The organism is Mesosutterella porci, assembly GCF_022134585.1.
GTDB lineage: Bacteria > Pseudomonadota > Gammaproteobacteria > Burkholderiales > Burkholderiaceae_F > Mesosutterella > Mesosutterella porci.
In genome coordinates this window covers 48,540-67,592 of record NZ_JAKNCT010000005.1, presented here as the reverse complement: position 1 = coordinate 67,592, position 19,053 = coordinate 48,540, and the positions used below count along the sequence as shown (strand labels likewise).

19 protein-coding genes are annotated in these 19,053 nt (G+C 62.4%); 9 read left to right on the top strand and 10 right to left on the bottom strand.

The genetic code is table 11. The annotated features are described in order from the left end of the window. Window positions 1-22 precede the first annotated feature (22 nt). The 7 genes from MAF45_RS05035 to MAF45_RS05005 all read right to left on the bottom strand — a co-directional run bounded on the left by MAF45_RS05035 (window position 23) and on the right by MAF45_RS05005 (window position 8,406). Window positions 23-406, bottom strand: coding sequence for a helix-turn-helix transcriptional regulator (locus MAF45_RS05035; RefSeq protein ID WP_237978466.1), 384 nt, complete (start codon window positions 404-406; stop codon window positions 23-25). Between the two features lie 845 nt (window positions 407-1,251). Next, window positions 1,252-2,622: a tyrosine-type recombinase/integrase gene (locus MAF45_RS05030; RefSeq protein ID WP_237978465.1), complete on the bottom strand. Its 1,371-nt coding sequence runs from the start codon at window positions 2,620-2,622 to the stop codon at window positions 1,252-1,254. 204 nt (window positions 2,623-2,826) lie between these two features. Next, window positions 2,827-3,339 carry an anaerobic ribonucleoside-triphosphate reductase activating protein gene (nrdG, locus tag MAF45_RS05025; RefSeq protein WP_237978464.1) on the bottom strand — a complete coding sequence of 171 codons (513 nt, stop codon included), beginning with the start codon at window positions 3,337-3,339 and terminating at the stop codon, window positions 2,827-2,829. A 31-nt stretch (window positions 3,340-3,370) separates the two neighbouring features. Continuing rightward, window positions 3,371-5,539, bottom strand: a complete 2,169-nt coding sequence (nrdD, locus tag MAF45_RS05020; protein WP_237978463.1) for an anaerobic ribonucleoside-triphosphate reductase — start codon at window positions 5,537-5,539, stop codon at window positions 3,371-3,373. A gap of 429 nt (window positions 5,540-5,968) precedes the next feature. Then, window positions 5,969-6,229 carry a hypothetical protein gene (locus MAF45_RS05015; protein WP_237978462.1) on the bottom strand — a complete coding sequence of 87 codons (261 nt, stop codon included), beginning with the start codon at window positions 6,227-6,229 and terminating at the stop codon, window positions 5,969-5,971. Between the two features lie 177 nt (window positions 6,230-6,406). Further along, window positions 6,407-7,330, bottom strand: a complete 924-nt coding sequence (locus MAF45_RS05010; protein WP_237978461.1) for an alpha/beta hydrolase — start codon at window positions 7,328-7,330, stop codon at window positions 6,407-6,409. Then, a complete protein-coding gene (locus tag MAF45_RS05005; protein ID WP_237978460.1) occupies window positions 7,327-8,406 on the bottom strand; it encodes a TonB-dependent receptor plug domain-containing protein in 1,080 nt (359 codons plus the stop codon). The genes MAF45_RS05010 and MAF45_RS05005 overlap by 4 nt, the downstream gene beginning before the upstream one ends. Before the next feature lie 403 nt (window positions 8,407-8,809). Between MAF45_RS05005 and MAF45_RS05000 the strand changes: the two genes are divergently transcribed. The 5 genes from MAF45_RS05000 to hydE all read left to right on the top strand — a co-directional run bounded on the left by MAF45_RS05000 (window position 8,810) and on the right by hydE (window position 14,016). Beyond that, window positions 8,810-10,162 (top strand): [Fe-Fe] hydrogenase large subunit C-terminal domain-containing protein, encoded by a 1,353-nt coding sequence (locus MAF45_RS05000; RefSeq protein ID WP_237978459.1) that lies wholly within the window; start codon window positions 8,810-8,812, stop codon window positions 10,160-10,162. Between the two features lie 24 nt (window positions 10,163-10,186). Next, a complete protein-coding gene (locus MAF45_RS04995) occupies window positions 10,187-10,540 on the top strand; it encodes an iron hydrogenase small subunit (RefSeq protein WP_237978458.1) in 354 nt (117 codons plus the stop codon). Next, window positions 10,530-11,231 (top strand): cytochrome b/b6 domain-containing protein, encoded by a 702-nt coding sequence (locus tag MAF45_RS04990; protein WP_237978457.1) that lies wholly within the window; start codon window positions 10,530-10,532, stop codon window positions 11,229-11,231. Before MAF45_RS04995 ends, MAF45_RS04990 begins: the two co-directional genes overlap by 11 nt. Before the next feature lie 281 nt (window positions 11,232-11,512). Next, window positions 11,513-12,796: a [FeFe] hydrogenase H-cluster maturation GTPase HydF gene (gene hydF, locus MAF45_RS04985; protein WP_237978456.1), complete on the top strand. Its 1,284-nt coding sequence runs from the start codon at window positions 11,513-11,515 to the stop codon at window positions 12,794-12,796. Further along, window positions 12,793-14,016 (top strand): [FeFe] hydrogenase H-cluster radical SAM maturase HydE, encoded by a 1,224-nt coding sequence (gene hydE / locus MAF45_RS04980; protein ID WP_237978455.1) that lies wholly within the window; start codon window positions 12,793-12,795, stop codon window positions 14,014-14,016. Before hydF ends, hydE begins: the two co-directional genes overlap by 4 nt. A 19-nt stretch (window positions 14,017-14,035) precedes the next feature. On the opposite strand, the gene MAF45_RS04975 is transcribed toward hydE, so the two are convergent. From MAF45_RS04975 to MAF45_RS04965, 3 genes are all read right to left on the bottom strand, one after another. Further along, window positions 14,036-15,142, bottom strand: coding sequence for an MBL fold metallo-hydrolase (locus MAF45_RS04975; RefSeq protein WP_237978454.1), 1,107 nt, complete (start codon window positions 15,140-15,142; stop codon window positions 14,036-14,038). After that, window positions 15,139-15,297: a hypothetical protein gene (locus tag MAF45_RS04970; RefSeq protein WP_237978453.1), complete on the bottom strand. Its 159-nt coding sequence runs from the start codon at window positions 15,295-15,297 to the stop codon at window positions 15,139-15,141. The genes MAF45_RS04975 and MAF45_RS04970 overlap by 4 nt, the downstream gene beginning before the upstream one ends. A 97-nt stretch (window positions 15,298-15,394) precedes the next feature. Continuing rightward, the gene (locus MAF45_RS04965; protein ID WP_237978452.1) at window positions 15,395-15,613 is read right to left on the bottom strand and encodes a hypothetical protein; all 219 of its coding nucleotides are present in this window, start codon (window positions 15,611-15,613) and stop codon (window positions 15,395-15,397) included. A 198-nt stretch (window positions 15,614-15,811) separates the two neighbouring features. On the opposite strand from MAF45_RS04965, the gene MAF45_RS04960 reads away from it, so the two are divergent. The 4 genes from MAF45_RS04960 to MAF45_RS04945 all read left to right on the top strand — a co-directional run bounded on the left by MAF45_RS04960 (window position 15,812) and on the right by MAF45_RS04945 (window position 18,930). Continuing rightward, complete coding sequence (locus MAF45_RS04960) at window positions 15,812-16,414, top strand: DNA-3-methyladenine glycosylase I (RefSeq protein ID WP_237978451.1); 603 nt, start codon at window positions 15,812-15,814, stop codon at window positions 16,412-16,414. Between the two features lie 104 nt (window positions 16,415-16,518). Then, window positions 16,519-17,166 (top strand): MarC family NAAT transporter, encoded by a 648-nt coding sequence (locus tag MAF45_RS04955; protein ID WP_237978450.1) that lies wholly within the window; start codon window positions 16,519-16,521, stop codon window positions 17,164-17,166. Between the two features lie 136 nt (window positions 17,167-17,302). Continuing rightward, a complete protein-coding gene (locus MAF45_RS04950) occupies window positions 17,303-18,541 on the top strand; it encodes a metallophosphoesterase family protein (protein WP_237978449.1) in 1,239 nt (412 codons plus the stop codon). 53 nt (window positions 18,542-18,594) lie between these two features. Next, entirely contained in the window at window positions 18,595-18,930 is a 336-nt protein-coding gene (locus tag MAF45_RS04945) for a hypothetical protein (RefSeq protein WP_237978448.1), read from the top strand. Window positions 18,931-19,053 lie beyond the last annotated feature (123 nt).

The following is a 19,053-nucleotide window of genomic DNA, read 5'->3' as shown; positions in this document are numbered from 1 at the left end:
GCACCGACCGCGGGTAGGGAAGCTAAGAAATGTTAAGCGCTTTATTGATGTTGGTTTCATTGATCAGGCCGGACGATACAAGAAACTCAATCAGCTCGCGCCTGTATCGCGGATTCCTCATAGCTTCAAGCACACAGTCCCGGAATCTTTCGCCCTTACCAAAATCGGCGGGCGCAGCATTCAAGTATTCATCCAGTTCATCCGAGTACCACGCTGTTGTGTGCGCACTGATACGGCAAGGGCGGGGGAAGGCGGATTCAGTCTTCACCTTCCTCCAGATGGTTGAAGGCGCCAGACCTAAAAGCGCTGCTACCTGATACACGTTCAGGCACGTGCGCCCCTTGTTCCAATCATCAGGAACGTTAACCGTCCTTTCTCTTCCTCTGCTCCGTAATGTCATCTGCATTCAGTTCACCGCCGTAAGAATATGTTCGGACATATAAGAATTGTCCCATATTCACATGCACCCGCGCGGACCGTTGTATAAATTCCTGCTAAAGCCCCCTCGCTTTCTGTACCCGGATATCTATTTCCGGCTGTTTTAGAAACTCATAGTTTCAAGCAACTGAAGGCGCAGGGCTGCTCCCACCATCATGCACGTACGCGCGGACCGTTTCGGAAACACAAGTTTTTACTAGCAGCCGAAGCGGTCGCGGGATCTGGATGTCCGAAACCTTTAGTTTTATTAACCAGTAGGCGCCGGAATTCAATTCAACGGATCAATTCAACTGATCAATTCAACGGATCAATTCAATTAAGTTGAATTGGATGGATTTAAAGGGCGCCGGGCGGAAAAAGATAGGCGAGGGGGTTCAGCGCGTTGTCCTGTTCCTTGCACCGTCCCGCATAGAGAAATTAAAGGCACTGGGCGGCCGCGAATGGCTGAACACCGCTATTGATGCGGCGCCGCTGCCTGCTCAGCCCGACAGTATGAAAAAGTAGCCCCTAATCTGGATTGAGCATAGAGGCCGCGCGCTGCGCGTTTTCTCTTAATCGTTGCGCTGCGGCTTTCCTGTTCACAGGGTGCGGCAAACACCGACAGGAAGGCCGCGCATCATCAGAACCGAAATCACCGAATGGATGAGCTAAAAATTCTGGCCACATCCAAAGACACTGCATAGATATAGATATAAATATATAAATAAATAAAAAAAATAATAAATAAATAATCAATTCCCTCTTATTCCCTCTTTTTCCCGCTCTATTCCCGCATTATTCCCGCTACCCCATTCCTTGCTAACCCCTATAAATTCAGGTGTTCCCGTTTTTCCCGCTTTTTTTGCCTTCTTTTTTGTCTGTTATACATTTCGAGAAACAGTAATCCGCCCATTCCTGAGACAGCTTCCGGCGTTCATCCGGGTAGTCGGTGCGGTTGTAGGCAAGCCCTATTGATGTCTCTGTCCGGTGGTGAAGGTTTCTCTCGGCGGCAGTCCGGTTCCTTCCTGTCTCTTCTACCCATGTCATGAACGAGGCTCTGGCCGTCCCGTGCGGCGTAGGGTAGGCCGGCCGCTTCATCCTCTCGGTTTCTTTTGCATCAATGAACCCGCGGCGCTCACAGAAGGTTTTAAGGAGGCTCTCAACTGCCGAGTTTGTGATTGGCCGGTTATTCCTTGTTTGGGAGGGGAATACATAGCCGTCTGGGGCGGTAGTACCCATAACAGCATCAGCCTTTGCCTGAGACTTCAGGACGGCGGCAGACTGGCGAGACAGGTACACCGTGAAGTCTCCGTTGCGCTTTATCTTCATGTCTGAAGCCAGATACCGCACTTCGCCCTTGTCAAAGTCAACGGCGCCCCACCTAAGCCCTATGGCGTTCTCTATTCGGACATTGGCCAGAATCGCATAAATGAGCGCCCGTGCAGCCGTTCCTGTGCTCTGGGAAAGCTCTACAAATAAATCCGGCATTTGCCTCCAGTCCATAGCGGCATGGTGTCCCGCTCTTGTTCCCTTTTTTCCTATGAGCAGCTCTATCCGTTCGGTATCAACCGGGTTGATGCTGTTCTCCCTAAAGCCTTTGTCCGTAACCCAAACGAAAAATTTCCGCAGCATGGTCAGCGCCTTTTTCGCTGTCTCCGGGTGGTCTTTCCAAGATGGTTTGATGGCTTCCGCAATATCCGCGGGTGTAACTTTCTCAACCGGCAGCGGGCCTAAAGCAGGCAGCACATGAAGCCGAACCCGGTTAGGTTCAGTTAATTCGTCCCTTTTTCTGCTCCAACTGCCGCGGCGCGTTTCGGCGAATTCCTCGAATAGATCGCCCACTGTCACCGCAGCCTTAGCCGCCGCCTCCCTTTCTTGTCTGGCAGCTGCCTCTCGTTTCCTCTTTTCTTCCCTTGGATCAATACCGGCCCCCATCTGATCCCTAATCGCCGCGGCCCGCTCCCTTGCTTTTTGAAGCGTTATCCCCGGATAGCTCCCTAGCCCGAACGTCCTGTTAACCGTTTTTGTTCTGTAGGCATATTTCCACCGTACGGATGTCCCTAGACTTGTTCTCCTAACCCAGACCGACAGGCCCGGTACTTTCCCGTCAGCCCTGTGTTTTTCCGCCCCTTCTGTTGGCAGCTGTTCAGCCTCTTTGATAAACGCCCTGATTGCTACATCGGTAAGGTCTCTTGCCTTTTTCATGTGCTCTCGCCTTAATTTGGTTAGCGTTCCCCTCTTTTGTTGGCTACATCTGGGACTACATAGGGGACTACATAAATATGTTAGCTGTGGGCGGTTATCCACAGCACGAGACAGCACGACAAAAATGCAATATTTTCTTATATTATTGTTTTATAGTACTTTTTTTGGAACGCTACAGATTGCTACAGCATGAGGTTAGGCGCCTTACCGGGGCGCCCTGTCCTGGGCGGCGGGCACCGCCGCCACCGGGCGCAGCCTGATCACCCGCTGGTTGGTGCTTCCGAACCAGTGCCCCTTTTCGGTGACCTTCAGCTTTTCCACGAAGGGGCCGTCGACCAGCACATCGGCCTCGGACAGGATCGCGCGGGCGGAGGAATCGCGCTCGAGCACCTCGCGCGTGCGCCCGCTCCAGATCCAGATGTCCTTTGTCGAGCCGAACTCGCGGCGCACGGCCTGCGCGATCGCGAGGACCTGCGGCATGTTCTCTTTTTCAAAGGGGTCGCCGCCCAGGATCGACAGCCCCCGCACGTAGGGGCTACGAAGGCCCGAGAGCAGCGCCTCGAGCGTCTCCCCTGTAAAGGGCTTTCCGGCCCGGAAGTCCCAGGACTCGGGATTGAAGCACCCTTTGCAGTGCACGGTGCAGCCCGCCACGAAAAGCGAGACGCGCACACCCGGGCCGTTGGCGGTGTCGAATTTGCTGAAGCCCACGTAGTTCATGTCAAGTCGCTCCCCGGACTGTCCGCCCGCCTCACATCGAGACGCGCTGCGAGATCTCGAGCTGCTTCGAGTCGTTCATGCGCGACTTCCCGTTCACGTTCGTGTAGCCGAGGTAGCCGCATACGCGCGAGATCACCGTGATGTTGCGGCTGCCGCAGTGCGGGCAGACGTTGAGCACGTTGGTCGAGTGCGTCCCGCAGTCGTGGCAGTAGGCCGCGTCGAAGTTCACGCCCTGGTAGAAGCCGTCGCTCATGCCGCGCTCGATGACCGCCTTCACCGCCTCGGTGTTCTCGGGGTTGTCGAGCCGCACGTACTGGATGTGCCCGCCTTCGCAGAGGTGGAAGTTGCGGAACTCCGCGTCCTGCTTCTCAAACGGTGTGATGTCCTCGGTCACGTTCGCGTGGAAGGAGTTCGAGAAGTAGTCCTTGTTGTAGTGCTTCGTGTGCGCGAAGACGTTGTCAACCCCGACGCTCCTGCAGTAGGCATCGTACTGGCGGGCCTGCGTGCCGCTGTAGCTCTCGGCGGGCGTGCCGTAGATCGCGTAGAGGTAGCCGTCCTCCTTCTTGAACTGCGCGATCTTAGCCTTGAGGTGGTTGAGGATCTCGCTGCCGAAGCGCCCCTCGTCCTCGACCAGGCGGCGGCCGGTCCACAGGTACGTGGATTCGTCGAGCGCAGCCACGCCGAAGGACGCGGTCATGTAGCGCACGAGATCCCCCACCTCGTCGTCCGGATCCTTTGTGCCCTCGTAGAAGCCGCCCTGCGTGAAGGCGAGCGGGTTCGAGGAGCACTTCTGGTGACGGATCACGTCATAGCGCTTCTTCAGGAACGCGCGGATCACCTCGAGCCTCTGGTCGAGTTCGACCCAGAAGCGCTCGCGCCAGGAGTCGGGGTAGTTTACCTGCGTGTACTTGATGATGAGCGGGAAGTTGATCGAGACCGCGCCGATGTTGCAGCGGCCGACCGAGATGTACTCGCCCTTCTCGTTCGCCCAGGGCGAGAGGTAGGCGCGGCAGCCCATCGGGCTGATGATCTCGCCGTGGGTCTGGAACTCGTGCGAGACGGTGCCGTACTTCGAGGAGAGCGACAGCCAGTCGGGGTACATGCACTCAGCCGACGTGCGGATGCCTTCCTCGTAGAGTTTCTGGCTGTAGCCCGAGTCGTCGTTCTTCACCTGGTTCTCGTCGTAGAGGTAGACCAGCTTCGGGAAGACCACCGGCTGGTGGTTTTTGCCGTGGCCGTTGCGGCGCGTGCGCAGCAGCGTCTCGTCGATCGCCTCGAGCCACTTGCGCTCCTCGTGCGTGGTCTTCGTGATCGACCACTGCCCGAAGGTGACGGTCGTGAAGGCGAAGTCGCCGCGGCTCGAGGGCACGGTGTTCAGCTTGAGCTCGAGGCTCTGGAAGCCCTGCTCTAGCTCGCGGCGGGTGTCTTTCTCGGCCTGCTCGAGGCACTTGTCCTCGGCAAGCCCCAGCCCCCTGTAGCGCTCAAGGGCGCTCCTGTAGGTCTTGAGCGTGTAGGGCAGCAGCACCTTGTCGAGCTCGGGCAGCGTGAAGCCCCCGAACTGCTGTGCGGTCGCCACCAGCGTGAGGTCGCCCACGACCTGCAGCGCCGAGAGCACCGACTTCGGCTCCGTGTACTCGACGTTGGACATCTCAAAGCCCCCCTTGAGGACGCGGCCGATGTCAAAGAGGCAGCAGTTTACGCTCCCGAGGATCATGTCGCGCAGGTCGTGGATGTAGATGTCTCCGCGCTCGGTGAGGGCCTTCTCCTGCTTGGAGAGGTAGAACTGCTTGTAGAGGGACTTCGTGAGGTAGCCCTTGATGAGCGAGCCCTTCGTGGAGACGAGCGCGGAGTCGAAGTTCGCGTTCTCGCGGTCGCCCAGGTGCAGCACGTCGTCGGCGTCCTGGCGCAGCTTCTCGAAGGTCTTCGCGTACTGGGTCTTGTAGTAGCGGTATTCGGCGTAGGACTGCGCGACGTCGACGTAGCCCAGGGACCCGAGGGTAGCGATCACGATTTCGTGCAGGTCGGAGACGGTGGTCTTGTCCCGGTTGCCGAGCTTCTTGAGCACCGCCTCGACGATCTGCGCCTGCTGCTGCTCGGTGAACTTCTTGTCGCAGCGGAAGGCGGCCTTGTTGGCCGCAACCGAGATTTTCGAGGGGATGAAGTTCTCGAGGGAACCGTCTTTTTTGATGACCTGTACCATTTTTCTTTTCTCTATCAGCCGTGTTTTCACAATCTGCGGTCCCGAGGCGTCCTCTTCAGAACGGCCCTTACCTTGGAGCGGGCGGGTCAGTTCCGGAGGATCAGGCCTGGACCGCGGGAGCTTTTCAGCAAGTAGCAAGCGCGGAAGCGAAAAAAAAGGCGGGGCCGGGGCCAGCCCGGACCCGCGGACAATCTTCCGCGCACGAAGGCACATTCTACACGCTGACTAAGGATTGTATTTTGTAAGTTTCGCTCTTCTAGTTCTAGTGTTTTTGGAGGCTTGTGGTCAGCGTCCGCCCCAGAGTTTCCCAAAGCTCTTGTTCAGAAAGGGAAACCTTTTTTAGGCCGAAGTCGGGGAACAACAACATATGGGGGAGGGCCTTTCTTGTTTTAGTAATAACCCTTACTGCGGCCGGTCCTTCTCCCGAATCTAGAGGTGCAGCTGCCGCCAGTAATCCTTTCGGCACACCAGGTAGTAGTCGACCCGGGCTTCGGGGTCGGAAAAGGGAATGCAGACCCGGCCCCCGAGGTTGCGGCTCAGGTTGTCAATGTCCGTGGTAAAGGCGGGGATACCCGAGCTGCCGATGAGCTCCAGCAGTGTCCGGCGGTCATCCTGAAGCAGGAATCGGGTCTTCGGCATGCGCCTGCGCACGAGCTCGGACCAGAAGCCGATGTGCGTGTAAAGCAGCATGGTCTCGCCGGCGTGGTCCTCGAGCGCGACGCCTTCGGGCAATGTGATCCCGCTGCTGGCCGCGCTATACAACCCGAAGGCCTATGACGTGACGGTCTAGAGGGTGCGATGACGACCGAGGCCTCGGTGTCTACGATGCCGTTGGTAGCCATTGCCACAGGGCAGGGCTGAGCGCGTTCAGGCAAGCATCATCTCTTTCAGGGCATCCAGAAATCCCGCGAGGGCGACCGTGTCGTGAGTCTCGCCCGGATAGAAGCGGGTGGACAGCCCCGCTCCCAGTGCTGCGAGGGCGGGGCCCCAGTCGGTTTCGATGCTGCGGGCCTTGTTCAGATGCAGCTCGTTGCCGGTGCGGGGCGCCGAGGCGAATCCGATGAAGATGCGCGAGCCCTGCAGCGCGCGATCCGGCATCCGGGCCAAGGCCCGCACTCCGTTTCCAAGCGTGCTGCCCCGGTCCCACCACAGGCTTGGGTCGATCGCGATGAAATCCTGAAAGACCCGGGGCCTTTCTGCGGTCAGCGCCGAGAGCGTGAAAAGCCCTCCCAGGGAGTGTCCGAGAAGCGCTCTTCGAGCTGGCTTCAGGCCGTCGGGAAGAGTGGACTCCGCGGCCGGGACGAGCTCCCGGGCAAGGTACTCGAGGAAGCGGGAGGCGCCGCCGCCCCGGACCCGCGCACCCGGGGCGGATTGCCCGTCCCGTCCTGCGCTCGAGGCTGTCGGCGTGAGGTCGCGGAACCGGGTCTCCAGCCCTCCGGTGTCGATCCCGGCCACAAAAGCCGCTGCGCGTGCGCGTAGCTTTCCGCCCGAAAGATAGTCGCAGAACGCTGCGACGGGAGCGAAAAGTCGTTCGGCGTCCAGCACGTAGTAGGCCGCGACGGGGGCTCCGGCGCAGGCGGCTGCGGCCGCTTCGGCGGAGAAATGAACGCGCAGGCGGCGGGGCTCGGCCAGAATCTCGGAGTCGAGGCGGCGCAGCTCCCCGAGCCGCAGCTCCGAGACCGGGCCGGAGGCTTCGGGGGAGGCGGACGCGCTTAAGGGAACCGCTCCGGCAGCAAGTCCCTTCAGGAGCGTCCTGCGGCTGATGCCGGACGAATTTTTTTCCTGTGTCATGCCTTCATCCCCAGAGCTCCGGCGACATCATCGAGCATCAGGTTCATGGACTGAACGCCGCCCTCGGACAGGTACCAGGCCGCAGCGTTCAGGTAAATGATTTTTTTCTGCCGGGCCGCGCGGGTTGAGGCGATGAGCTCGTTGTCCAGAACGTCGCGGTCAAGCACGAAGAAGTACTCGGGGTTGAGCTTGAGGATCAGTTCGAACGAGGATTCCACGCCGTGAGTCGCGTTGGCCTTCTCCCAGGTCCGGACGTTTTTGATGGAATAGGCGCTCGTGCTCATGGAGCCGCCTTCAAAGCGCGAGTAGTCGGCATCGAAGTAAATGTCGTTTGACTCGTTGATCGTGAGGTCGAGCCGTCCGCCTAAGTTTCCGGTGTAGCCGCTTGAGGGCGAGTGCGTGGCGTATTTGCCGGCCGGGGTGAGGATCTCGGAGGCGTCGCGGTTGAGATAGCGGCCCCGCAGCTGCAGCGACGCGACGCCTTTTTTCAGCGGGATGACGAGGACCGCAGAGGCTCCGGTCTGGTTGCCCCAGGTATCGTCCTCGAAGAACTGCTTTCTTTCGATGGAGAGCGAGCCCGAGAACTTGTCGTAGCGCTTTTTCGTGATGATGTTGACCACGCCGCCCACCGCGTCCGTGCCGTAGGTTACGGAGGCCGGCCCGCGCAGCACCTCGATGCGGTCGATGGCTCCGACCGGCGGCATGTAGAAGCCGCCTGCGTCGAAGCCGTTGTTGATCATGCCGTCGGAGGTGTTCTGCTTGCGTCCGTCGATCAGCACGAGGGTGTACTCAGGACTGAAACCTCGGATCGAGATCTGGTTGTTTCCCATCTTGGTCTGGGAAATGTCGACGCCTGGAATGTCGCCGACGGCCTGCCCGATGTCGGCGGCGGGCTTGGTCATGAGTTCCTTCTGGGTGATCACCGAGGAGCTGGCCGGCGCTTCGGTCGTGTCCTGTTCATGCCCGGCGGCGGTCACGATGACGTCATTCAGTTCAATCACATCGGCACGGGCCGGGAAGGATGGCGTTAAGACAATGGCTGGTGCAGCGATCGCAAGGATGGGTGCAAGTTTCACGATTGGAGATCCAGTGATTTGAGGTGACAAAAACGAAACAGATTGTAATGATAATTATTCTCATTACAAAATCGATAGACCTGAATTTCCGCGCCCGGTTCTTCATACGGTGTCGGCGTCTTTTGTTTTTTAAGCGTTTTTCCTCTTTTTTCCTTAATAACCCTTAATAGGTATATTAAAAACTGGGTACAGACCAGAAAAGCCCCTATGACTTAAGTGATAAAAATATAATATTTTTAGTTAAATTCAATCGATTATTAACTTTTTCACAAAATGATGAAGATATCGTCTTTTTAAAAAGAGAACTAAATCTAAACCTATAATTCGGCAGTCTAATTGACTGGCTTCGCGCCGGTTCGAAGAAAAGGAAGAAACGACCGGTCTGCCGGTTCCAGGAGATATCGTGAGCGTCATTTCGATTAAGACATTTACACCCCCAGCGGGCTGCCGGGGTGAAAACGGCCCGGCGGTCCAGGGCAATTTCCGCAAGGGCGAACTGCGCGGAATCATCAAGATCAACAAGGACAAGTGCGTCGGCTGCGACACTTGTAGCAAGATGTGCCCGGTGGACGCCATCTCGGGGGGCCTTGGCGTCGCCCACATGATCAAGAACGACGCCTGCCTGTCGTGCGGCCAGTGCCTGATCGCCTGCCCCTTTGGCGCGATCGAGCAGATGAGCTTCGTCGACGAGGTGATGAAGGCGCTCGACAACAAGGAGCTCTTCTGCGTGGCGCATCCTTCGCCCGCTGACCGCGTCTCGATCGCCGAGGAATTCGGCGGCGAGCCGGGCGACCTCTCCACCGGCCAGCTGGTGAACGCGCTGCGCAAGGTGGGATTCACCGTCTACGACGTGAACCAGAGCGCCGACCAGACGATCTGGGAGGAGGGCATGGAGCTCGTGAAGAGGATCCGCTACTGGATCCTCAACGACCGGTCGCCGGACGTTGCCATGATGGCGCACCACCCGCTGCCGCAGTTCACGAGCTGCTGCCCGGCCTGGGTGCGCAACATGGAGGGCAACTACGCGGGCTGGATCCCGCACATCTCCACCACGAAGTCTCCGATCCAGATGGGCGGCACGATGGCGAAGGCCTGGGCCGCCGAGCACGTCTGGCACAAGGATCCCTCGAAGATCTACATGGTGGCGGTCGCCCCCTGCACGGCCAAAATCTACGAGGCCTCCCGTCCTGAGTTCCACCAGGCCTACGACTACCTGAAGAAGGCGGGCAAGATCCCGGCCTCCACGCCCCAGTTCCCCGACATCGACGCGGTGCTCACCGTGCGGGACCTCGCCGAGCTCTTCCGGCGCAAGGGCATCAACCCCCTGAAGGAGCCGAAGGACTACGAGCCCACCGAGATGGAGCTCTACACGGGCGCGGGCACGATTTTCGGCGCCTCGGGCGGCGTGATGGAGGCCGCGATCCGCACGGCCTACCGCGCCCTTTCCGGCGAGGACATGGCCGACCCCAACGTGCTGCGCGTGCGCGGCCGCAACGAGGCGCTCGTCACCGCCGAGATCGCGGTGCCGGTGAAGGCCCTGGGCGGCAAGATCTTCAAGCTGCGCGTGGCCGTGGTGAACGGGGCGCTGCAGGGGCTGCCGGTGCTGATGCACCGCCTCAGCCAGGACCGCAACGCCTTCCACTTCATCGAGGTGATGAACTGCCCGGGCGGCTGCGTGAACGGAGGCGGCCAGCCGGTGCAGAACATGGGCACGGCCTGGCTCAAGCCCGCGCTGCCGCTGCCGCTGCGCGCCTGACCCTATTTCGGAGATAACAGTTAAATGGAAACCCGCTACACACTGATGGAAGCGCCGGCCGCGATGCTGATCGGCCGCCGCGGCTTCTTTAAGGTCGTGGGGCTCGTGGTCGCCTGCGCGGCGCTCGCCAGCTTCGCGATCAGCGACCTCATCGCCAAGCGCAACAAGATCCTGCTCGCCCGCCAGGACGGTCTCTACCGGGACGACCTGCGGCTGCAGAAGATGAACCTCGCCTCCGCGCACCAGAACCCCTCGGTGAAGAAGGCCTATGAGGACATGAACGGCAAGCCCTGCGAGGGCCTCATGTACGACCTGGTCCACACGACCTACTCGGCCCGCGCGAACCTGGACCTCGAGGAGAAGAGCCATGAAGCTTAACGTCTGCCCCACCGAGGAGAGGATTCTCCGCTACCACGCCTCCGACAAGATCTTTCACGGCGTGAACGCGATCACCTGGTTCATCCTGCTCATCACCGGCGCGATCGTCTACTTCAGCAACGCCCCGGACGCGACCAAGTCGGGCCTGATGTTCGCCCACATCGTGGTGGGCCTGATCTTCACGATCAATATCATCAGCTATCTGCTCATGGCCCCCGAGCGCTTCGCCGTCACGATGAAGAACCTGCTCGAGTGGGACCTGAACTCGATCCTGTGGTTCAGGAACCTGGGCGGCTATCCCCGGCGCTTCTTCCACATCCCGTTCGGGCCCGTGGAAGTGCCCCCGCAGGGCCGCTACAACGGCGGGCAGAAGATGAGCTACCTCCTCTTTTTCTTCTTCATCTTCACGCTTTGCATCACGGGCTGGCTGCTGTGGGTCTGCGCGCCCCTGATCGGCAAGGGCGTCTTCAAGCCGATGTTCTACTTCCACGTCTGGGGCGGGGTGATCATCACGGTGCTCGTTGTGTGCGCGCACATTCCGCTCGCGCTCCTGTCCTGGTCTCACGTGACGGGCCTGTGGAGGTTCGGCTCCGGCACGATTTCGGTCGAGGCCGCCCAGCACCACACGCCGCTCTGGTTTGAGCGCGACGTGGTGAGGGTCGACATCAAGGAACCGAAGAACCAGTCCTGACCTGAGCCCTCTGGAGGCGGGCGCGGCGCTTTCGCCGCGGGCGACCCGCCCCCGAAAAGCCGCCGCAGCGCGGGTCCGCCCGCCGCCCGCGGCGGCTTTTTGTTTGGCGGCGCGCAGCGGGCCGCATTTTTTCCCTTAAGGGAAAATCCCCTGCGCGAAAAGGGGTCTCCGGGTGGGAAAATCGCCATTCCGGGCGGAGCCTCCCGCCGGCCTCTCCTTACAATAAAAGGCTGCCTCAACCCCTTGGAGGCAGGCTTCGGACAGAGAAGAAGCAAAAGAAAATGAACAGCGTTCCCATCAAACTCGAAGTTCAGAAGGCTCTGCGGATCCACATCGGCATTTTCGGCCGCAGAAACGCAGGCAAATCCTCCCTCATCAACCGGCTCACCGGCCAGAACCTCTCCATCGTCTCCGACATCCCCGGGACGACCACAGACCCGGTCGAGAAGGCCTGCGAGCTGCACCCGATCGGCCCGGTGGTCTTCATCGACACGGCGGGCTTGGACGACGTGGGCGAACTCGGGCGCGAGCGCGTCGCCCGCTCCCTGTCGGTGCTGTCCTGGATGGATCTCGCGCTGCTCGTGATCGACGCAGGCGGGAAGCTGCTCGACTCCGACCGGCTGCTCCTCTGGAAGCTCAAGGCCCAGGGCACGCCCGTGGTGATCGTCCTGAACAAGTCCGACCGTGCCCGGGGGGCGTCCGAGGCCGCGCTTCGCGAGTCGCTGCACGGGTTCGGCTACCCGATCGTGCTCGTCTCGGCCTTAAAGGGCACGGGGCTCGAGGAGCTTCGCGCGGCGATTGTGAAGACGGTCGAGGCGGGCTGGGAGCCCGACCGGCCGCTCACCGAAGGGCTCGTCCCCGAGGGCCGGACCGCGATCCTCGTGGTGCCGATCGACTTCGGCGCCCCCAAGGGCCGCCTCATCCCGCCGCAGGTGCAGGCGATCCGCGAGCTCATGGACGAGGGGCGGGGCTGCCTCGTGGTCCGCGAGGACCATGTGGCGCAGGCCATTTCCGAGATGAAGGTGCCGCCCGCCGTGGTGATCACCGACTCCCAGGCCGTGAAGCAGGTGGCCGAGCAGGTGCCGCCCGAAATCCCGCTCACCACGTTCTCCATCCTGATGGCGAGGTCCAAGAGCGACCTCGAGAAGCTCTCGGCCGGGGCGGCCGAGCTGCCCGAACTCAGGCCCGGCGACAAGGTGCTCATCTGCGAGACCTGCAGCCACAACCCGCAGGGCGAGGACATCGGGCGCGTGAAGATCCCGAAGTGGCTCATGCAGAAGACGGGCGGGCCGCTCGACATCACGATCGCCGTGTCGAAGGACTTTCCGCTGGAACTCAAGCCCTACCGGGTCGTGATCCAGTGCGGAGGCTGCATGGTGACCCGCCGGCACATGCTCGCGAGGCTGCGCGAGTGCGAGAGCCAGGGCGTGCCGATGACGAACTATGGGGTCGCGATCTCGTACCTGCAGGGCGTGCTCGAGAGGACGCTCTCGCCCTTCCCGCAGGCGCTCGAGGCCTGGCGGGCCGAGCGGCAGCGCAGGCTCGAGCGCGGGGAGCGCCGATGAAGCCGCTTTCCCAGCTCCTCGCCCAGGACAGCTTCAGCCGCGGCGATCTCGCGCAGCTCATCGGGCTTCATGATCCGGCCGAGCGCGAGGCGCTCTACCGGGCGGCCTACGAGGTGAAGGCGCGTCGCGTCGGGCGCGTCGACTACTACCGCGGCCTCATCGAGTTTTCCAACATCTGCGTGAAGAACTGCCTCTACTGCGGCATCAGGAAGGGCAGCCGCGGCGTGCGGCGCTTTGAGTCGACGCTCGAGGAGATCCTCGAGCAGGCGAAGTGGGTCTTCGGGCACCACTACGGCTCGGTCGTGCTGCAGTCGGGCGAGCGCACGGACCCGAAGTTCATCGATTTCGTGGACGAGGCGGTGCGCGGCATCAAGCGCGTCACGGGCGGCAGGCTGGGGATCACGCTGTGCGTGGGCGAGCAGACCGAGGAGACCTACCGCCGCTGGTTTGCGTCCGGCGCGCACCGCTACCTCCTCCGGATCGAGGAGAGCAGCCCCGCCTTCTACGCGGCGATGCACCCCGCCGACGGCCGCCACCTCTGGCAGGTGCGGCACGAGTGCCTCCTCGCCCTAAGGCGCGCGGGCTACCAGGTGGGCACCGGAGTGATGATCGGACTGCCGGGTCAAAGCGAGGAGATGCTCGCCGACGACCTCCTTTACTTCAGGGACATGAAAATCGACATGATCGGCATGGGGCCCTACATCGTCGCGCACGACACGCCGATGGGCCGGGCCGCGCTCGAGGCGGGGCTCGACACCGAGGCGCACCGCGCCCGGCGCTTCGAGCTCGGACTCAACATGATCGCGGCCGCGAGGCTTCTCATGCCGGAGGCGAACATCGCCGCCACCACGGCCCTGCAGGGCCTCAACCGCCACGGACGCGAGCTCGGGCTGCGCGCGGGCGCGAACGTGCTCATGCCGATCGTGACGCTGCCCCGGTTCCGGTCCAGCTACCAGCTCTACGACGGAAAGCCCTGCGTGGAGGATACCTCCGCGCAGTGTGCGAACTGCCTCACCGCGCGGGTGCGCTGGGCGGGCGACGAAGTGGGCTGGGACGCCTGGGGCGACTCGAACGCGTTCTTCGAGCGCACGGGTCAGCGCCCGGCTCCGGGCCAGGCCGCGGGCTCCGGCGGCGCCGCCCCCCGGCGAGGCCGCACGATCCCGATCTGCGGCGAGCCGCAGAGCGAGCCCTGCGAGTCCTACCAGGCTGAAAAAGAGTGAGGCCGCGCGGGCCCCGCTTCTAAAGCGCGTTCTTCCACCAGGCGGGGAAGCTGCGGCCCGCGCCGATTTCCACGACCTCGCCGATCCGCGGCGTGAGAAGCCGGTAGGGCCTGCCGCGGCTTTCCTGCTCGAAGCGCTCGAGCGGTTCCTTCCAGGGGCTGGGCGAGAGGCAGTACTTCGAGTTGTGGCAGGGAACGACTTCCTTTGCCCCCACCTCCTCGGCCGCCCGTGCGGACTCCTCGGGCAGCATGTGCACCGAGTGCCAGCCGAGGTTGTACTGACCGTTTTCAATGATCGCCAGGTCGAAGCCCCCGAAGCGGCGCGCGAAATCAGAGAACCTCGAGTCGTAGCCCCCGTCGCCGCTTGCAAAGACCCGGCGACCGGGCGTGATGAAGGCAAAACTCACGTACTGGGTCTGATTGCGCTCGAGCAGCCGTCCCGAGAAGTGCCTCGTCGGAAGCACCCAGATGGAAAGCTCCGGGTCGATTTTCACCTCCGTGTCCCAGTCCTCCTCGCTGATCTTGGAGGGCGGATAGCCCCAGGCCTCGTAGTAGCCTCCGCAGCCCAGCCCCGTCACGACGCGGTGTACCCGCGGCTCGATCTCGCGGGTGAGGTCGTAGTCGAGGTGGTCCCAGTGGTCATGCGTGAGCGCGAGCACGTCGATCTTCTCGGGAAGGTCGCGGACCGAGTAAATCTCCGTGCCCCGGAAGGCGCGGCAGACGAAGGGCACGGGCGAGGCGTAGCGCGAGAAGACAGGGTCGAGCAGGATGCGGTGGCCGGAGAGTTGCAGGTAAAAGCTTGAGTGTCCGAACCAGACGAGCAGGTCGCGTTCCCGCGGCAGGCTCTTCAGGTCGGTCCTGACCGCGGGCAGGGGATTGATCGGCTGCCCGATACCGGGTTGGGGGAAAAGGAGTTTCTTCCAGACATCAGATCCCGCCCGCAGCGGCGTGTGGGGCACGACCGGACGGAACTCGCCCCCCGTGTAGTGAGGTGAGGCCTCGATTCGTGCTCGGCGCTGCGGGGTCATCGCGGGCGTGCCGCGCCGATAGACCGAAGCGCCGCCAGCGGCAGCGGCCGCTGCCGCCGCCGCGCCCCCCAGAAGCAGGGCGCGCCTGGTCGCCTTCATCTGGAAGAGCCGGCGGCAGGCCCGCTGCCGCCGGGGGCGAAGAAGTGGATGGTGCCCGAGGCGCCCGCCGCCCCGTTCACGGCAAAGACGCTGCAGCCGGCGAGGGTGAGGGCGAGGCAGACCCCGGCTAGAACCCGGAGGATTGGCTTCATCATAATGTGGCGCCGAAGGCGGGAGAGGGAAAAAAGGAGGACACAGAGCTGATTATCTGATGTTTCCCTCCCGCGAGGGAGCCTTCAGCCGCACTTGCCTTCAGGGACGGCTGCGCGCGGGGCCGTTCGGGGCCTTGGCCGGGGCGTCCCTGCGGTCATCAGGGCGCGGTGCGGGGCCGGTGCGCCTGCCGTCGGCAGGCAGGGGCCTGGCTGCGCCAGCGCGCTCGTCGGGGCGGCCGCCGTGCGGCGGCGGGGGAACGCATCCTGCGAGAACAAGGGGAGCGGCGGCCGCAGCCGCGAGGAAAAAGCGGCGTTTCATGGCAAACTCCTTTCAACATGAGGAAAGCCGGCTGCGGGGGCGAAGGCCCTTCAGAGGCGGCCCGCTTTCCAAAAGCGGGAGCCATTTTAGCCGGGGCGGGTCCGGGCGGCGCCCAGGGACCCTCCTTTTTCGCGCGGCCCCGCCCGTTCGGCTAAGATCGAAAGGATATTTTCGTCTTCAGGCTGGCAGAGAAGAAAAATGGATCCGATTGCAAAGCCGCGCTGCGGCTGGGCCCGGGGCTCGGAACTCATGGTCCGCTACCACGACGAGGAATGGGGCGTGCCGCGCGCCGACGACCGTGGCCAGTTTGAGTTTCTGGTGCTCGAGTCGGCCCAGGCGGGGCTGTCCTGGAGCACGATCCTCAGCCGCCGCGAGGGCTACCGGCAGTGCTTCGCCGGGTTCGACCCCGTGCGGGTCGCCGCCTTCACCGAGGCCGACGTCGCGCGACTCATGGCCGACCGCCGGATCATCCGCAACCGCCTCAAGATTGAAAGCGCGGTGGCCAACGCCCGGGCCTTCCTCGAAGTCGCCGCGCGGCACGGTTCCTTTTCCCGCTGGATCTGGGGCTACGTCGACGGCCGTCCGCTCGAGCACGAGATCGCCTCCGACGATCTTCTGCCGCCGAACAGCCCGCTCTCCGACCGGCTCGCACGCGACATGAAAAAGCTGGGCTTCCGGTTTCTGGGCACCACCATCCTCTACTCCCATCTGCAGGCCACCGGCCTCGTGAACGACCATATTCTCAGCTGCTTCCGGCACGAGGAAGTGCGAGCCTTGGGCGAGAAGCTGAAGTGGAATTGACATAAAACAAAAATAATTGGTATTAAAAACAATATTTCACTGTTTGATTTTGTTATGTAAAAAGAGGATGATTTGAGCCTTCGCAAACCGCAGAGGCAAGAGTCATGCCGCAGGCACTGCATTTTCAGTTTTTCTTCGGGGCGCTGATCTCGCTCATCGTGATCACGAACCCCGTCTCCAAGATTCCTCTTTTCATCAGCCTCACCGAGGGGATGCCCGCGCAGCGCCGCGTCGAGCAGGCGAAGTGGGCCGCGATCTACGCCTTCCTCATCATGGTGGTGAGCCTGATCGCCGGCAACCTCCTTCTTACTGTCTTCGGTATTTCCTACGGCGCGATGCGCATCGCGGGCGGCATCGTGGTCGCCCTCATCGGCCAGCAGATGCTCTTTGGCGGCGCCTCCCCCAACAAGGCGCCTCCGGTGAGCCGCACGAAGGATGACTACTCTTTCTTCCCGCTCGCGATGCCGGGGATCTCGGGCCCGGGTACGATCGCTGTGGTGATCGGCTTTTCCACGCAGATTGCCGAAGTCGACGACTGGCCGGGCAAGGCCGCGGCCTTCGCAGTGATCACCGCCGCGATCGCCGTGACCTCGCTCATTGTCTGGATCGTGATGCGCTCCTCGGACTTCTGCGCCCGGGCGCTGGGTCCCTCGGGCACGCAGGTGCTCTCGAAGATCATGGGGTTCCTGCTGGTGTGCATCGGCGTGCAGTTCGTGGGCTCCGGAATCCGCACCTTCATGGCGGGCTCCTGATTTTTTTGCGCGGGGCGCCCCGGGCCGGGGCGGTCCGCGACTTAACTTAAAATAAAGACAACGGGAAGAAAAGGGCGCTCGGGCGCCCTTTTTTTCTCACGGTTTCCAAAGAGAAAAAAGATAAGGAGGAACGCGCATGGCACTGTCCCGCCGCATCCTGCTTGCCGGGGCCGGTACGGCCGCCGCGGCCGCGGCAGCCGGTGCCGCCGTCTATATGGTCCGGAAAGAAGAAGGGCAGGCCGCCCAGGGCGGTCCCCGCGTGAGGCTCGTGGTCGGGGCTGACAATTCGGCTTCCCGCACGGTGATGTGGGAGGGAAGAAAAACCGCGGGGCTGGAACTGCGGGGGCCGGACGGCGCGGTGTGCTCCTTCGAGCCCGTGCGGACCGAGCACCACTCGGGCGAAACGCTTTTTCATCTGAACGAAGTGAGGCTCGAGGGCCTGCTGCCCGGGGGCTCCTACGCCTACCGCATCCCCGGGGTCCTCGGGGACTGGACGCCCTTTCGCACGGCGGAGCGCGGGTCCACCACGGCGCTTCTTTTTCCGGACTCGCAGTCAACCGACCACTATGAGACCTGGAGAAAGCTCTACCGAGGCGCCCTTGAGCGAGAGCCGCAGGCCGACTTCACGGCTCACATGGGAGACCTTGTCGACTGCGGCGCATGGCTTGAGCACTGGTACGACTGGTTCGCGGCCGTCAAGGGCGGCATCGATCGGGTGCCCGTCGCTCCCGTGATGGGTAACCACGATACCTACGATCAGAACGCCCGGATCGGGATGCCGGAGAACTTCCTCGCCGCCTTCGCTCCGCCCGGCAACGGCAGTGCCCTCTGGGATCGTTGGTACTATGCCTTCGACTCGGGTCCCGTGCGCTTTCTGGTCGTGAACACCGAGTGGCCCGAGTCCGACAGCTTCAGGCCCGGGCTGCTGCCCGAAATGAAGCGCTGGTTCCGGGAGGCCTCGAAGACGGCCCAGCCCTGGAAGGTCGTGCTCATGCACCGGAGCGCGGTTGCAAACAACATCCGGGGCAGGAAGCCGCGAGGCCCCTTTTCCGAGGCCGGGCGCGAGCTGATGCCGCTTTTCGACGAGGCGGGAGTGGACCTCGTCGTTACGGCGCACCTGCACACCTACCGCCGCCGCGGCCGCATCCGCGCTTTCCGGCGCGACGCTTCCGGCCCCCTTTACGTCGTGAGCGGCGTGGCGGGCAACATCCGGTACAACGACTTCTGGATCGACAGCCCGTTTGACGAATTCGTGGCGCCCCAGCCCGAGACGGACAATTATCTGGTGCTCCGGGCGGATGCTTCTTCGCTCGAGCTTTCTTCCCGGCTGCCCGACGGGAGGCAGATCGACCGCAGCGTGCTGCGGAAAGCCTGAAGAAGGCGGCGCAGCGGCTTTAAGGGAGATGCGGGCAAAAATGGAGGCGCTTCATGCCTGAGATTTACAATTCGACCGAACTTCGCCGGGAGCTGCACCCGATGGCCGAGCCTGGCTTTGACGTCGCGCGGACGGCCGATTTCGTGCTCTCGAAGCTGCGCGCCCTGGGGGTCGAGGCCTCGAGGATCGGGGACACGAATGGGGTGCTCGCCGTGATCCGGGGCTGCGAGCCCGGGCCCGTGCTGCTGCCCTCGATCCGGACGGGCTACCTCGGCATCGGCGTGGGCGCCGTCTCGGGGCTGCACGACAGGAACATGCACTTTGACGACACGCTGCTGCCGATGGGGCCGCGAGTCATGACGGCCTTCGTGCTGCGGCACTTGGGCTGAAGGAGTCCTTGCGAGGCCGCGCGCGGGCGCGGACTCAGGAACTACAATGCGGCCCTCCGCCGCGGCAGGCGGAGGGAAGCTGCAGTTTTCGGGCTGATAAAAAACAAATCAAAGCCTCAGGCC